Genomic DNA, 14,890 nt, shown 5'->3' with positions numbered 1-14,890 from the left:
AACTAGATACATCGGGATAAACAAGACATTTGAATGTATGGTTAATTTACGTCATGGACGGAACTCCAGACATGAATTTAGGTTGAAAAATCACTTTTTCTTCACAGGTACAGGTAGAGGTTCACAACCAACACCACCAAACGTGGCAATTCTTTGACTAGAAAACTGACTTGTTCTAATTTATCTTATCGAGAAGCTGATATATTCCATATTGCGGCTGTTAATTTTTGTCTAAAAACAACATAGCAGCCGATATCTTATAGTTTTAGTTCATATCATAATAATGTTCATAGTAGTATTTTTCTAATTCATCTTCTATAACATCATAATATTCATCATATTCATCACATTTCAAAAGATTTTTTTCATATACAGAATTCCATAACTCTGAAGTAATATCTTTGCTTAAATCAAGATTCCATTTTTGTTCAAACCAATTTTTTGCTTCGTCGCAAATATGTTTATCTGTGAAATAACAATTTAGTTCTCTTATAGTGTTTGTTAACCCATTTCTTGTAAGGTTGCTACTCCCTATAAAAATACTATTTTCGTTCTCAAGATTTTCATGTGTGAAAATATATATTTTAGAATGAGTATTTGGTATAAGTTTAACAGTTAACTTCTTTGTCTGTTCACCAAATTGTAGAAACTGAACTAATTTATTTAAATTTTGAGTTTCTTTTTTTAGATTAATATCTTTGTGGAAAAAATCATCAAAAAATAATGTTTTATTAATATCATTATTTTCTCCTGTTCCTACTAACAATCTAATAGTACCATTATTTATATATAAAATATCTTGTAAAGATTCTACAATTAAACACCACCCACTAAATTTAAAATAACCAACACAAATATCAACTTGTATAGAATTTTTGATCAATTCATTTAGTTTTTTTAAAAAAGATTCGTTTTCATTATCAAATAAATTTTTCATATTAATAATTTTCAAACATCCTGTAAATGAAATTGAACAATGTTGTTATACTCACATCTTGCACCAATAAAAATTGATGAAATTTTATTACTCTATATAATACCAAAACCATTGATTTAGAGATAAAATACTGTAACAATCAGGTATCTTTATCGCCCATTTTTTAAAATCCTCTGTGTCTATACGTAGATATGCAAGGTATGAGTATAGCTCATTGTGGAATATTAAGGATTAAATCTCCAGTTTTTTCTGACAAAAAATGATTTATAGCTAAATTAATTACTCTTGGTTTTAGCGGATCTGTGATATCTAAATTACCATATTTAAGATAAATTATCACGGCTACTTGTAAATCTGTATGAACTATACCTACTGCTAATGATCTATTAAAATCTGCTCTCCTAATCCAGATTTGAAAATTATTACTAAATTCAGCTTTTAAGTTTTCAAAATAAATTGTGTATTTTTTTTCGTTTTCATATAAGATATTCGGATCGTAAAGTTTATCAGTCATAGGTAATATCGAGCAAGAGTATTATGATGAATGTTCTTATTCTATAGGATTTGTATGATTTTGTATATGGTTTGATTATACAACCCACCTTTTGCACCCTAAACTTCGTTTTTTCTGAAGTCGTGTAAAGCCATATACTGGCTTTAATTTATACCTATTAATTTTGACACTATTCATCTTGAAAGTGATCACTAATATTCAGTTCAACGTAAAAACACTATAAAAATTCTGTATAATAGATAGCTAGATTGCAAGCAACTTTGGCATTCTCCATACATCAAACTTTTTCTGTAGTGTAATCATGAAGTTTCCTCTAGCTTTTCTTGCTATTCCATTTGTATTTATTATTCAGCAGGGTGCTTTCGCACAAATTTCTAATCCCTATTCAGTTCCCATGAAATTACGTGCGCCAATAAGAACTTGGGCAGGTGACGGAGTTTGTCTATGCCCTTATGATCAAGTAGTGACTGAAGGTATAAGCCTGGCTTTTACGGATGAAGACAAAACATATACCTGTGGAAAAACTTCTGCGTATATTAGAACTGGCGGACGTGAGCCTGCTTGTTATGTAGAAGACAGAAATCCATATGGTCGTGAACAAGCGAGACAAGTTGAAGAACAATGTAGGTCACTGGGTTCACAAGCCTGTTATATCGACTTCATGAACAGATTTTAGTCGCGTAAAGATGGATCTTTCACCAGTGTGATGTCATTATTCTTTGATAAAATCAGAGGAGGAAGAAATGAGCCTCTTGAGGTCAAGCAATGCTTTTATCCATCAAAACGAAACTCAAGTTAAATAAAAACCAAGAAATATTAATGGCTAAACACGCTGGCATAGCAAGGTTTACCTATAATTGGGGTTTAGCGACTTGGCAAAATTTGTATAAAGATGGACTAAAACCAGATAAATATATACTCAAAAAATTTTTTAATAATTATGTTAAACCTGAATTTACATGGATTAAAGAAAAAGGTATTTGTCAAAAAATTACTCAATATGCTTTTGATAATTTAGGTGAATCCTTTCAGAGATTCTTTAAAGGATTATCTGAATATCCAAAATTTAAAAAGAAGGGAAAGAACGATAGTTTTACTATTGATAATAGCGGTAAACCAATTCCTGTAGGTGGTAAATCAATAAAACTACCTACAATGGGATGGGTGAAAACCTATGAAGGTTTACCTCATACCACTTGTAAGTCAATTACTATTTCTAGGACTGCTGATAGTTGGTTTATTGCCTTTTCTTATGAACAAGAATGTCAACCAACTATTAAACAACATGATGTTGTTGGTGTTGATTTAGGAGTAAAAGAACTAGCTACTCTTAGCACTCGTGTTACATTCCCTAATCCTAAACACTACAAGCAGAACTTAGCTAAACTGCAAAGATTATCTAAGATTTACTGTAGAAAAGCTTCATGCTCCAATAATAAGTACAAAGCCAAAATTAAACTAGCTAGACATCACGCAAGAATAACAAACCTGAGAAAAGATACTCTTCATAAAATCACTACTTACTTATGCAAAAACCACGCGAGGATAGTAGTAGAAGATTTGAATATTTCAGGGATGTTGTCAAATCATAAATTAGCCCAAGTAATAGCTGATTGTGGCTTTTATGAATTTAAGCGTCAGTTAGAATATAAAGCTAAGAAGTTTGGTTGTGAAATCATAATTGCTGATAGATGGTATCCATCAAGTAAAACCTGTTCTCATTGTGGACACAAGAAAGAACATCTTTCTTTGTCTGAAAGAACTTATCACTGTGAAAACTGTGGTTTTGAGATGGATAGGGATCTAAATGCAGCAATTAATTTATCGCGTTTGGCTAAAGCGTGAAAGCTTACTGAGGGATAACCGCTCCCATGCTCCCATTGAAGTAAGAAATAAATGTCTAGACTTGTCTAGGTTTTATATAGCAGCGCACAATTAGATTTCATATCTGCCTCACACCGCAAGAGAAAGAACAGGTGCGACAAATGGCAGCAGAAAATAGCTTAACGATGGCAGAATTATTCCGTGCTAAGACTATCAAAAATAGATTACCCAGGCGTGTCACCAAAGTAGCAGGTCAAACTTACTGGGAATTGGGGAAAATAGGCAATAACCTCAACCAAATAGCTAAAGCTATCAATACATCGGTACTCATGGGTGAGCCAGTGGTTGTTGATAGAGGATTGTTAGAACAGGTAAGAGATTTGGTGAAACAAGTGCGGAGAGAGATTACAGAAGTTGATTTAATCACTGATTTACAAGACGAGGAAGATTGATTTGTCAAACAAGTGCGGCGAGAAATTACGGAAGTTGATTTAACCACTGATTTACAAAATGAGGAAAATTGATTGGTAAACAGGTTAAAGGTAAAAGTTTTATCAAATTGCTCAAATACCTTTTTGGCAAGGAAGGAGCAAGACAAATTGGTGGCAATATGGAGGAAACGACCCCACGTTCATTAGCTGCTGAGTTGCAATTTTCTACACGCATTAACCCAAAAGTTACTAGAAATGTTTATCATGCCTCTCTCAGCTTGCCCCACAATGAGAGTTTAGACGATGATACTTGGCATGAAATCGCCCAGAAATATCTGCAAGCAATGGGTTTTACTATGAACCAATATATCGTAGTGCGACACACTGACCGGACTCATGATCATGCACATATTGTTGCCAATCGCATTCGCTTAGATGGAACTACAGTTTCCGATAGCTGGGACTATCCCAGAAGTGAAGCTGTGATTCGCAAGTTAGAAAAAGAATACAATTTGCAATCAGTAGAATCAAGTAAGAGAAAGGAAAACAGCAGTCCTACTACTGGTGAACGCAGACAACTTGCTAGAACTGGAGAGGAAAGTGTTAGAGTCAGACTTCAGGGATGTCTACGGCGGACGTTGCGAACTGCTTGCAGCAGTGCTTCGCTATCGCTTGATGCAGCAACCCATGACCGCCCAACTATGCCAGAGTTTATCAAGGAATCGCAACAACAAGGTATTAATGTCTGCGTTGGTTACACTCGCACAGGCAAAGTCAAAGGCATTAGTTACCAACTTGATGGCGTGGCTTTCAGTGGGACGCATCTTGGTAAAGCATATACTTTTCCCGGTTTACAAAAGCATCTAGGTGTAAGCTATATTCCTAAGCGGGATGATCAACTCATCCAAAAACTGATGGAACGAAATATTGAAAATGTTACATCCAATCAACCAAACCAGGACGAGCAAGGCATTCAAGTTCAGGCAAATGTTGAAAATAGCACAATAAAAGTTGCTTCACCACTGGATAAAAAACACATTGAAATCGGGCAACCTGTTGAAAATTCCACACCAAAAGTTGCTCAAAAACACAATGACAAACATCTTCAAATCCAACAAACAGTTGACCATTCAACATCAACAGTCGGAGCAAAACAAGATGATGAACTCGTCCAAAGACTGACAGTGCAAACAGTTGACCATTCAACATCAACAGTCGGAGCAAAACAAGATGATGAGCGTATCCAACGATTAACAGCACAAACTGTTGACCATTCAACACCACCTATCAGGCAACCAAATTCTTTACCTACACCAGAATCCGCAAACTGGGAACAAATACAGCTAAATTTACACCAGCAGTACAATTTACCCAATTCTCTGCTCACAGAACTGTATCAAAAAGGTTGGCTATATCCCAGTAAAACAGGTCAACCAGTATTTGTAGAACGCACACTTGATGATATTCCCACTCTTGCCAAACAGCTAGAACCAACTGGTGATTTTACTCCTATTCCTCTCAACTCTGAACCTACGAAAAATGGTAGTTTTTGGATTGCTACGGATACCACGGTCACAAGAGCAGTGTTACTCAGTGACCCCATCGAAGTTCTTTCTGTCATTGCCTTAGAATCAACTATTGACAAAAGAAACCGGCAACCAACATTGTATTGGAGTGTAGCCGATTATGCTTTGCAAGCTACCCCAGGCGATTCCTACGGAGTGCTTCGCGATCGCACTTTGCACACTACCGCAGACAATCGCACTTTGTCCAGTCTTGATAATGCTTTGCAAACTGTCCCAGAAAATCGCTCTCAAATACCTTTAGAATTTTTACGCTCACTTGATACAGTGATCATCGCGGTTAAAGATAATGAGAATGAGGACTTGGTATCTGAGATATTAGCTGAACTACCACAGGCCAAACGAGTTTTTCCTGGTCAAGCGGGTTGGAATAAGCTGTTAACTGATAGTAAAATGCAACCCAAGCATAGCCAAATACCACAACCTCAAGATTGGGAACTTTGATATTATTCACCAGTGCATAGCCAAGCAACATAAACTCATGACCAAATACGTCGCTGCAATTGACCAAGGAACGACCAGCACCCGCTTCATCATCTTTGACAAGAAGGGTAAAATTGTTGGCTATGCCCAAAAAGAACACCAGCAGATTTATCCTCAACCTGGTTGGGTAGAACACGACCCCAAGGAAATTTGGTCATGTACTCAAACTGTGATTAAAGATGCCTTAGAGCAGAGTAATATTACTGTTGCTGAGATAACAGCGATTGGCATTACGAATCAGCGCGAAACAGTAGTTGTTTGGGATAAGCAAACAGGCGAATCTTACTACAACGCCATTGTCTGGCAAGATACCAGAACTGATTATATTTGTAATCAACTAGCAGCAGATGGTGGAATAGACCGTTTTCGCGCCACAACAGGTTTACCACTGGCTACCTATTTCAGCGCCCCCAAAATTAAGTGGTTACTGGAAAACATACCAGGATTAAAAGCCGCAGCCGCAAATGGTAATGCTCTTTTTGGCACAATTGACACTTTTTTGATGTGGCATTTAACAGGTGGTACAGAAGGCGGTTTGCATATTACTGATGTTACCAATGCCAGTCGGACTTTGCTGATGAATTTGAATTCTCTGGACTGGGAACCGGAAATTTTGGATATTATGGGCATTACCCGGCAAATGCTGCCAGAAATTCGCCCTTCATCAGCTATCTATGGCAAAGCTACAGGTATTTTGGCAGGAGTTCCCATTGCTGCTGATTTAGGTGATCAACAAGCCGCATTAATTGGACAAACTTGTTTTCAGGTAGGTGAAGCCAAAAATACTTATGGTACAGGTTGCTTTATGCTGCTGAATACAGGCCAGCAAAAGGTGATTTCCCAACATGGTTTATTGACAACGGTAGCTTACAAGTTGGGTGATACTCCGGCGGTTTATGCTTTGGAGGGGAGTATTGCGATCGCAGGTGCTTTGGTTCAATGGTTGCGTGACAATTTGGGATTAATTCAAAGCAGTGCAGAGGTAGAAACTTTAGCCAGTACAGTTACAGATAACGGTGGTGTTTATTTTGTCCCTGCGTTTTCTGGGTTATTTGCACCCTATTGGCGCAATGATGCTAGGGGTGCAATTGTGGGGATGACTCGCTACACAAATAAAGGTCATATTGCCCGTGCAGTGTTAGAAGCTACAGCATGGCAGACTCGTGAAGTTTTAGATGCGATGAGAGAAGACGCGCAGGTAAATTTAACGGCTTTGAAGGTAGATGGGGGGATGGTCTACAACAACCTGCTGATGCAATTTCAAAGCGATGTGTTAGGTGTGCCAGTGATTCGTCCCCAGGTATCAGAAACTACTGCTTTAGGGGCAGCTTATGCTGCTGGGTTAGCGACTGGTTTCTGGAGTAGTTTAGAGGAGTTGTCTGAGAATTGGCTTTTAGATCAGACTTGGGAAGCGAAGATGGATGAGGTGGAGAGAGAAGGTTGTTATCGGTTGTGGAAGAAGGCGGTTAGTAGGACTTTTGATTGGGTGTAGATGTAAACTTTCTTGCCAGCTTTTTTAAATGTGTATCTTTGCGGTTTTTGGTTAGGCAATAGTAATTTCAGACTGAAGCTTATTAAGGTTATTACGACACATTATTGTATCTTCATGTTCTAATCCTAATCGAGATACAAGTATTTCAAATGCTTTTTCTAACCATGTCTTAGCTTCTTTTAAAAATCCTTGGGCATAATAAAGGCTGCCAATATTATTTAGAACTACTGCAACACTAAAGTGATCTTCTTCCAATAAACTTTTTCTTATATCTAAAGCCATCATATACATGAACTCTGACATTTCCCAATACGAAGGATCTTCTTTGAAATAACAACCTTGAAAGAAAAACAGCAACCCCAAATGGTTTAGTATTCCTGATACTTCTAGAGGATGTATTTTTTGTGAAACATGACAGATTTCAGCAGACTCCATTAATAATTCAATAGCTTTTTTGTAATTACCTTGCTCTCTATAAAGACCTGCCCAGTTGTTAAGAACACTAACAATAGAATGATGATGTTTACCTAAAGTTAATTTCAAATGTTGTATACTTTTTTCATACAAACTTATTGCCTCTTCATAGCGATGTTGAAATTGGCGAAGTGATGCTAAGTGATTAAGAGCTAAAGCTAAATTAGGGTGAACTTTTGGAAGATGAATATAAATTTTGATGGCTCTTGTTAAATATTTATCTGCTTGTTTTTGATGTCCTTGATTGATACACATACTACCCAAATTATTTAAACTCATTGCTACAGTAGGATGCTCTGAACCTAAGCGATTTTCTGTTGTATATAAACATTGTTCAAACCAGAAAAATGCCTGCTCGTTTAATCCTTGATATTTATAAAATCTAGCTATAGTAACAAAAATGAAAGGTTCTTCTAAATCTTTGTTACTAAGGGATTCAGTGAATTTTTTTGCTGCTTCTTCTATATGGGCAATGTGTGGAGCTATATCAGATATTAATTTACGAGTCGGAATCCCAGGAAGTGTTCTCGCTTTGTTGACCATTGCCTGAATAAACTTGTATTTTAACTGGTTAATGTTTTCACATTGTTCTAGTTTCTGCTGAAAATATTCGCGAATTAAAGAATGTAACTGAATAGTTGATTGTTCTTTTTGTTTGATTAGATTTAAACGTATAAGGACTGCTTTATAATCTTGTAAATCATCAGAGTCTTCACAAATATTTGTAGATTCTACTAACGACCAAGGAATAGGTGCAGAGACAAATAAACTTAACAAACATCCTAACTCTTGTGCATCTTTATCAAGACGTTCCCAACTCAACTCAAATGCAGCAGCTATACCGAGTTGATATCTCATTTCAGGTTTAGCATTTTCTAAAGCTTGATGGCTAAGTCCCTTCTTCTCTAAGCATGAAAGCATTCCTCCTAAAGATAAATCTTCTAAATCTGCTAAATAGCGTCCGACTAATTCTAATGCTAATGGTAAATATCCAAGTCGTTTACAAATTTCTCTTGCAGTCCAAGGTTCTTGTTGAAGTCTTTGTCTACCTATGAAAGACTTTAGAAGTCTCATTGCTGCTAAGGGTTTCAGAACATCAACATCTAAGCGTATAAAGGGAAAAATAAAACGTTCTCGTGTGGTACAAAGGACTTTGAAGTTAGGTAACTGGAGCGGTAAAAAGGCGCGAATTGATTGAAAATTGGTAACATTATCAACCACTACTAATATTTTTCCAGATTGTCCCCAATTTTGCCAGCAGTATTGTGTTTGGTTTTTAATGCCTTCAGGAATGGTGAAATTTGGAAAATGGGTTTTAACAAACTCAATAATTTGTGATTCTAAATCAAACGCACTTGCTGATAGCCAACAGACCCCACCTGGATAATCATCTAAATGTTTCAGAGTATATTGAATAGCTAGTTCTGTTTTACCGACTCCTCCCATTCCCGCAATCGCAGTTATCGCTACCTGATTTTCTTCTTGTAAAATTTGATGTAGCCTTATTAATTCGTCTGAACGTCCGATAAACTTATCAGGAGTAACGCTGTAAGGAACGTTTGAGGGTAATTTGGATAAAGGTGCAAAGGTTTTTGTTGAACTTGGAGAAACTTGTACTTTGTTCGATGCTATCTGTTTTGACTTTTCAGGTTGTTTGTTTCTCCATGCTTGATCGAACTCTCGAAGATTTTTATCAAGATCCTTTCCCCACAGTTTCAAAGCAAAGTCCCATAAATCCTGACCTCGCTTATGAAAGCGTCTATCCTCAAAAATTGTTAAATCTTTTAAACGGTTAATCGCTTCGTAAAGATAGCTTTTTTCTTCAAATTGTGCTAACTGAAGCAAAAATCTTTTCTGAGTCTTAATTACTAGCTTAGGTCTATTACTATCCTGATCTTCCCATTTGTATTGCAGTTTAAGGTCATCCCTATGATCCAGTGCATAAGACAGCAATTCGCTTATAAAACGCTCTACTCGCTTTTTAACTTCAGAACTCCAACTAACTTTAGGCATAAATTTAGCACCAAATTTTTCAAAAAAGTTTGGGAATTACTAAACTTTCACAAGTTCCCAAACTACTCTATGTTCCATGATAGCTGACGCATAGCCTTCCAAAACTGATCTCTTCCATTGGGAAGTTCCCAAACTCTAGGCTGTGCTTAATGTCAATAAAGGTCAATTCGATGGATATCAACGGCAAATTTATTCACGCTACAATAAACCCTACCGAAGTTCAAAACCGCGCTATAGAAGAACTACAACTCAGACTTGCCTTAGTACAGGAACAACAAAACCTTCTTACCAAAACTCAAACCCTTCTTGACAACTACGGTGCAGAAAAGCTTCAACTCATGCTCGGACAAGCCAGTTTCTTGCTTTCACCAGAAAAGAAACGTGAAGAGATTATGGTACATTTAGAAGACTTAGAGGAAGATATTACAAAACCAGAGAAGCTAAAACCCCAAAGAATCAAGATTAGAATAATAAGTTTATTAACCATAATTGCTATGCTTTTTAATCTTATTGCTGGAGCGGCTGATTTTAGCAATAATCTATTAGAACTATCTGAAAAATTAGCAGTTCCAATTGAAAGAAATTTGATTAATTAGTAGATAGATGTTTGTTGAATTAAACTAATTCTTTTTCATAGCGATCAGTTACCAAAACCCTTATTTTCCATCTTATTTTTTGCTCCTTTGCAACTCTGTGAGAAACAAAAAAGAGATGCCTACAGTGAGGGAAGCGATCGCTACTAGAGAATATCATTCAGCAATTGTAAATGTTGCTGCACAGGCGCAATAGTATTAGCAACAATCATCCCACTAGCAGCCACAGCCGGCAACCCAATCCCCGGAAAAGTCGAATCTCCACAACACAACAACCCCGATAAAGGTGTATTCCCACCAGGAAATAAACCCTTCCCTGCCGCTATAGCTGGTCCATAACTACCATGATGACGACGCAAAAATCGCCCATGAGTAAGGGGAGTACCTACCAAACTAACTTCGCAACGGGAACGAATATCAGGAATAATTCTTTCTAAAGCTTGCCACATCACCTCCGCACGTTCTTGTTTTAACAACGCATATTCTTCGCTATTGCGTTCCTTTCCTTGCCAAATAGCATAAGGTTCATTACCAGGAGTATAAACGTGAATCACGTGCTTACCCACTGGTGCTAAAGACGGGTCAAGAACTGAAGGAATAGATACAACTACCACATTTTGCGGTGCAGTTACGCCTTTGTCCCAGTCGTTAACTACAATGTAGTGAATACCCAGATTTTCAGGCAATCCTGCTGCATCAATACCTAAATGCAGGTGCATGAAACTATCACATTCAGGTGTTGCTTGTTGCTTTTCTACATACCGTTTAGGTAAAGCCCCTTCAGGAATGAGTTTGAGAGTATCCCAAACAGAAGCATTAGAAACAACAGCTTTACTGGCTCGGATTTCTTGACCACTCCGCAGACGTACCCCGACAGCGCGGTTATTTTCTACTAAAACTTGCTCCACATGAGCATTCAAAACTAACTTACCACCATGTTTAGTCAACCCCCGTACCAGTGCATCAACTAATGCACCACTTCCCCCAATCGGATAATCTAACTGCACATCAGGACGATACCAATCTGCAAACATGAAAGCCACTTCTGCGGCAATTGTCCCATCTGCGGGTAATCCAGATAAGAGAAAGCAAAGTAAATCTAACCAGTTGCGAATAAATGGGTCTGTGATTACACCATCAATAATGTTAGAAAAAGACCCTGTTAATTTGATGACGTTAGCGGCTTGTTGCAGTAAAGCTGGGGCAAATTTACCCATAGTTAACACCGCACCTAAATCGTAGCGCAAGGCAGATGGTGGGAGAGCGATCGCACTCTTACCCAAAGGTGTCATAATTTCCTGGAGTTTGCGCCATTGTGCTACAGCTTTATCTCCCCGCAGTTGTTGTAATATTTCACAGAATTGGTCAGCACCAACTTGAGCATCAAAGTAGCCTTCTGGTAAATAACAACCCCAGGTATCGTAATTAACGCAGGGTAAATCTTCGCCAATGGCATCTAAAACTTGACGTAAGGGATTAGGTGAAGGGGTATAAGATAAACCAGAGTATAAAGAGGGTCCAGACTCAAATTTGTAACCGTTGCGTTCAAAAGCATGAGCCGCACCACCGGCAATGGAGTGGCTTTCTACTACTGTGACATCAATTCCATAGCGTGCTAAGAGTGCAGCGCAACTCAATCCGCCAATACCGCTACCAATTACGACTACTTCTGTGTTACTCATAAAGAATGCTTGATGACTGGGCTTTTTCAAAAATTATAGATAATGGACTTATTCTAAATTCTCGTCAACTTTGGTTAGCAGCAAGTTGGCTGGAAAAATTCAAATCATATAACGGTACGTAAAGTTGGTTCAATCCGTTATTGTTGTTGAGTTTTAGCCATTTTACAAAACCCAATATATTTAAATTTTATAACACGAACCTACTTACAGCACTTTGCTCAACTATCTACTACAAAACGAAATCCTATAACCTTTGTCCCATAAACCTTTTGGATATTGAGGTGTGGTACTTTAACAGGACTTACGCAACTGGCATATTGGTAGGGTGCGTCAGACTGCATAAATCCTGCAAATAAACAGATTTTTGATATCTGACGCACCCTACAACTAAATGCGATATTGCTTGCCCAAATTTTTTGCAAAATAAAACCCTTACTCATATTAGGGAAGGGTTTTATAGCGATTCTCATCCCAGTGAGGTACACCGAAGAAAGAATTAACCGCAGATAGAAGAGGATGAACGCAGATAAACGCAGATAATTTCGTACCTCAGCAGACTAGGAAATGCTATATTACTTGCTAGATGAAAATAAACTAAAGCTAAATTAAATAAAAGAACTAACTTTTATTTTCATTGTTATTTTTCCCCTTAAGTTCATCATCAATACTCTCAGCAGCCCAAGTTGTAGCAGCCGTTGCAACTGTAATTCCTACAACAGCTACTGCTCCTATCGGTGCTGCTATTGCGGCTACACAAGCACCAGCACTGATAAGTCCGGCTTTCAAAACTTTTTCTGGTGTAATTTTGTCAAGTCCAAACATAATAATACTCAATTAATTTCTACTTGACAATTTTAGTTTGTCCATTAACTTGGAGGACAACTATTTTAATGAATTGTAACACCAGTGATTAGTAAACCACCTGAATTTCTGCAAACCTGATTACACCCCAATTCCGTTCCAAGAAAAATCGGTTACGAATTTTATCATCATCAACATCAATACAGTGGTGAGGTTTACCTGTATTTCCAGTATAAGGTTCATCAATTTCAATATCCAAAGCTAACCCAGATAAGTGATGATAAAAGATAAAATCAGCCGAGTAATGTAGAGGATAACCTGGAATTTCAAACTCAACCGCTTGACAAATCAAATTTCCAGGAAAAGCTGCCAGTAAATGCCGAAAAAACTGCTTTTCGCTCACACCTTGCTTGGCTGTACTTTTATCATCTGGTAATGCCACGCATCCTTGAAACGAAGCTTGGAGATGCTTCTGTTCTTGATTACCATCAGTAAACCGCCTGGCTAGAGGTGGATAAAGAATGATTGGATAATACGCATTAGACATAACCAAATAACCACACTTTCTGTAAAAATTTACCAATTTAGAAGCAAAAAGCAGTGGAATTAAATAATAGTTAAAAACTATCCAATCTAATATCTTTCCAAATATCAGAAACCTGCCATCCCGTCTTGCCAACAGAGTGAACTATGGGATGATATCGTAAAGGAACATAATTAGGTTCTTGATATTCTATCCCTACTTTTGGCTGTTCTACACCTGTTAGTTCTTCTATATTATTTACAAAATCAGGATTATTTGCAAAAGCAACTTGCAAATTTGGTTCTTTAGTTTCCTTTTTCGTTTCCTTGGTTATTTTTGTTTCTTGGAGGAGCTTTTCAGATTTTTTGATAAGTTTCATATCTCTTTGTAGTTTTAATTCTTGATATTGACAAAATAACGAACAGAGGACACAAAATTAACTTAAAAAAGTGGGATACAAACACAGGTAAACACCGTTCAAGTTGAAACCTATAGTTTTTCTATAGCGCAAACTCAAGTTTTCAAAATGGATGGAGTTTAGATGCGCTACCGCGCTCAAATTGATGGCGTTATGTAACCCAAACAATGCAACAACTAACAGTAATTGTAACAGAAAGTGTAACCACACTTAAACCTAAGTTGACTGCCGTAATTGAGCAAAATAATCAAGTTACACAAAAGGTCATTTCCGATTTATGCCTCGATGCTAATTTAGATTCAGGCACGATAGCTATTCTAAACCAAATTGAAGCTGAACATAACTACTATCAAACTTGTGGCAGGTGGTAATCATGGTTTTATCACTCGCTCAACAATCTTTAGCAGGATTATCTCAAACTGCTGCTCATCTCTGGGAACAGTTAACCAATTGTCAGACTCCTGAAGAAGAAGCAGCTATCATCACCGCTATTTGGGAAACTCAAGAAGTACAATCAGAAGCTGTTGATATTCAAGCCGAATTGGCATTGCAACTAGATGCAGAAATAACAGCTATTAAGCAACGATTAGAACATCTCAAAGCCGTGCATCAATCAGCACTATTAAGACTAGAACGGTGGCGACAGAAATTAGATGAAACCATTTTAGAACATAATGCCACAGGAATTATCCCTGAGCAAATAGTTGGTAATTCACTGCGGATCACAATTAAAGAAAACCCACCAAGTTGTGACATTCTTTTAGATGCAGAAAAATTGCCTCTAAAATATCGCAGAGAAAAGACTGTTTACTCAGCAGACAAGAAAGCAATTATTGCAGCTTGGAAGAAAGGAATTCCTGTGGATGGTACTCATGTTGAACGTAAGCGGCGGGTTGTTTATGCCTTGACAGCAACAGCAATTCAAGACTTCCAAGATTCACTATTACCTTAGTTGTTTATTCAACTAATTCAGGACTTACGCAGCTATTGTTGTTGAGGTCAGGAATAGGGCATAGCGCATTATGGTATTGAAGATTTTTCAAATTGCCAATGCCCAGCCCCCCGATTTCTCTAACTCTGAGCGTAAGTCCTATCATTAAGAAAAGTGCTGTAACTAAAGAG

Annotated in this window: 14 protein-coding genes; 7 read left to right on the top strand and 7 right to left on the bottom strand. The window is 37.4% G+C overall.

What is annotated here, in order from left to right:
* Positions 1-265: 265 nt before the first annotated feature.
* Together ANA7108_RS0100740 and ANA7108_RS0100735 are read right to left on the bottom strand one after the other, a co-directional pair.
* Positions 266-937, bottom strand: a complete 672-nt coding sequence (locus ANA7108_RS0100740) for a restriction endonuclease PLD domain-containing protein (protein ID WP_016948726.1) — start codon at positions 935-937, stop codon at positions 266-268.
* 211 nt (positions 938-1,148) lie between these two features.
* A complete protein-coding gene (locus ANA7108_RS0100735; RefSeq protein WP_016948838.1) occupies positions 1,149-1,451 on the bottom strand; it encodes a hypothetical protein in 303 nt (100 codons plus the stop codon).
* Between the two features lie 301 nt (positions 1,452-1,752).
* Between ANA7108_RS0100735 and ANA7108_RS0100730 the strand changes: the two genes are divergently transcribed.
* The 5 genes from ANA7108_RS0100730 (at position 1,753) to glpK (ending at position 7,264) form a co-directional block, all read left to right on the top strand.
* A complete protein-coding gene (locus tag ANA7108_RS0100730) occupies positions 1,753-2,127 on the top strand; it encodes a hypothetical protein (protein ID WP_016948837.1) in 375 nt (124 codons plus the stop codon).
* Between the two features lie 89 nt (positions 2,128-2,216).
* Positions 2,217-3,296, top strand: a complete 1,080-nt coding sequence (locus ANA7108_RS0100725; protein ID WP_016948836.1) for an RNA-guided endonuclease TnpB family protein — start codon at positions 2,217-2,219, stop codon at positions 3,294-3,296.
* Between the two features lie 140 nt (positions 3,297-3,436).
* Complete coding sequence (gene mobC, locus ANA7108_RS0100720; protein WP_016948835.1) at positions 3,437-3,727, top strand: plasmid mobilization relaxosome protein MobC; 291 nt, start codon at positions 3,437-3,439, stop codon at positions 3,725-3,727.
* A gap of 68 nt (positions 3,728-3,795) precedes the next feature.
* Positions 3,796-5,733: a relaxase/mobilization nuclease domain-containing protein gene (locus tag ANA7108_RS0100715; protein ID WP_016948834.1), complete on the top strand. Its 1,938-nt coding sequence runs from the start codon at positions 3,796-3,798 to the stop codon at positions 5,731-5,733.
* Positions 5,734-5,770: 37 nt separating this feature from the next.
* Positions 5,771-7,264: a glycerol kinase GlpK gene (gene glpK / locus ANA7108_RS0100710; RefSeq protein WP_016948833.1), complete on the top strand. Its 1,494-nt coding sequence runs from the start codon at positions 5,771-5,773 to the stop codon at positions 7,262-7,264.
* A gap of 51 nt (positions 7,265-7,315) precedes the next feature.
* Here the strand turns inward: glpK and ANA7108_RS26580 are convergent, their stop codons facing one another.
* Positions 7,316-9,751 carry a tetratricopeptide repeat protein gene (locus ANA7108_RS26580; RefSeq protein WP_016948832.1) on the bottom strand — a complete coding sequence of 812 codons (2,436 nt, stop codon included), beginning with the start codon at positions 9,749-9,751 and terminating at the stop codon, positions 7,316-7,318.
* A 149-nt stretch (positions 9,752-9,900) separates the two neighbouring features.
* Here ANA7108_RS26580 and ANA7108_RS0100700 point away from each other — a divergent pair, with 149 nt between their 5' ends.
* A complete protein-coding gene (locus ANA7108_RS0100700) occupies positions 9,901-10,347 on the top strand; it encodes a hypothetical protein (protein ID WP_144052330.1) in 447 nt (148 codons plus the stop codon).
* Positions 10,348-10,490: 143 nt separating this feature from the next.
* Here the strand turns inward: ANA7108_RS0100700 and ANA7108_RS0100695 are convergent, their stop codons facing one another.
* The 4 genes from ANA7108_RS0100695 to ANA7108_RS0100675 form a co-directional block, all read right to left on the bottom strand.
* Positions 10,491-12,026 carry an NAD(P)/FAD-dependent oxidoreductase gene (locus tag ANA7108_RS0100695; RefSeq protein WP_016948830.1) on the bottom strand — a complete coding sequence of 512 codons (1,536 nt, stop codon included), beginning with the start codon at positions 12,024-12,026 and terminating at the stop codon, positions 10,491-10,493.
* Positions 12,027-12,644: 618 nt separating this feature from the next.
* Entirely contained in the window at positions 12,645-12,848 is a 204-nt protein-coding gene (locus ANA7108_RS0100685) for a hypothetical protein (protein WP_016948828.1), read from the bottom strand.
* Between the two features lie 88 nt (positions 12,849-12,936).
* A complete protein-coding gene (locus ANA7108_RS26575) occupies positions 12,937-13,374 on the bottom strand; it encodes a hypothetical protein (protein WP_016948827.1) in 438 nt (145 codons plus the stop codon).
* A 70-nt stretch (positions 13,375-13,444) separates the two neighbouring features.
* Complete coding sequence (locus ANA7108_RS0100675; protein WP_016948826.1) at positions 13,445-13,729, bottom strand: hypothetical protein; 285 nt, start codon at positions 13,727-13,729, stop codon at positions 13,445-13,447.
* A 412-nt stretch (positions 13,730-14,141) separates the two neighbouring features.
* On the opposite strand from ANA7108_RS0100675, the gene ANA7108_RS0100665 reads away from it, so the two are divergent.
* Positions 14,142-14,720, top strand: a complete 579-nt coding sequence (locus tag ANA7108_RS0100665; protein WP_016948824.1) for a siphovirus Gp157 family protein — start codon at positions 14,142-14,144, stop codon at positions 14,718-14,720.
* Positions 14,721-14,890 lie beyond the last annotated feature (170 nt).

The organism is Anabaena sp. PCC 7108 (assembly GCF_000332135.1).
Classification (GTDB): domain Bacteria; phylum Cyanobacteriota; class Cyanobacteriia; order Cyanobacteriales; family Nostocaceae; genus Anabaena.
The sequence above is the reverse complement of the archived record's forward strand: the minus strand, read 5'-3'. Positions and strand labels throughout refer to the sequence as shown.

What these genes read in the sequence shown, in the direction of transcription:
- ANA7108_RS0100740 (WP_016948726.1), bottom strand. Translation starts at nt 937, where the DNA reads ATGAAAAATTTATTTGATAATGAAAACGAATCTTTTTTAAAAAAACTA.
- ANA7108_RS0100735 (WP_016948838.1), bottom strand. Translation starts at nt 1,451, where the DNA reads ATGACTGATAAACTTTACGATCCGAATATCTTATATGAAAACGAAAAA.
- ANA7108_RS0100730 (WP_016948837.1), top strand. Translation starts at nt 1,753, where the DNA reads ATGAAGTTTCCTCTAGCTTTTCTTGCTATTCCATTTGTATTTATTATT.
- ANA7108_RS0100725 (WP_016948836.1), top strand. Translation starts at nt 2,217, where the DNA reads ATGCTTTTATCCATCAAAACGAAACTCAAGTTAAATAAAAACCAAGAA.
- mobC (WP_016948835.1), top strand. Translation starts at nt 3,437, where the DNA reads ATGGCAGCAGAAAATAGCTTAACGATGGCAGAATTATTCCGTGCTAAG.
- glpK (WP_016948833.1), top strand. Translation starts at nt 5,771, where the DNA reads ATGACCAAATACGTCGCTGCAATTGACCAAGGAACGACCAGCACCCGC.
- ANA7108_RS26580 (WP_016948832.1), bottom strand. Translation starts at nt 9,751, where the DNA reads ATGCCTAAAGTTAGTTGGAGTTCTGAAGTTAAAAAGCGAGTAGAGCGT.
- ANA7108_RS0100700 (WP_144052330.1), top strand. Translation starts at nt 9,901, where the DNA reads ATGTCAATAAAGGTCAATTCGATGGATATCAACGGCAAATTTATTCAC.
- ANA7108_RS0100695 (WP_016948830.1), bottom strand. Translation starts at nt 12,026, where the DNA reads ATGAGTAACACAGAAGTAGTCGTAATTGGTAGCGGTATTGGCGGATTG.
- ANA7108_RS0100685 (WP_016948828.1), bottom strand. Translation starts at nt 12,848, where the DNA reads ATGTTTGGACTTGACAAAATTACACCAGAAAAAGTTTTGAAAGCCGGA.
- ANA7108_RS26575 (WP_016948827.1), bottom strand. Translation starts at nt 13,374, where the DNA reads ATGTCTAATGCGTATTATCCAATCATTCTTTATCCACCTCTAGCCAGG.
- ANA7108_RS0100675 (WP_016948826.1), bottom strand. Translation starts at nt 13,729, where the DNA reads ATGAAACTTATCAAAAAATCTGAAAAGCTCCTCCAAGAAACAAAAATA.
- ANA7108_RS0100665 (WP_016948824.1), top strand. Translation starts at nt 14,142, where the DNA reads ATGGTTTTATCACTCGCTCAACAATCTTTAGCAGGATTATCTCAAACT.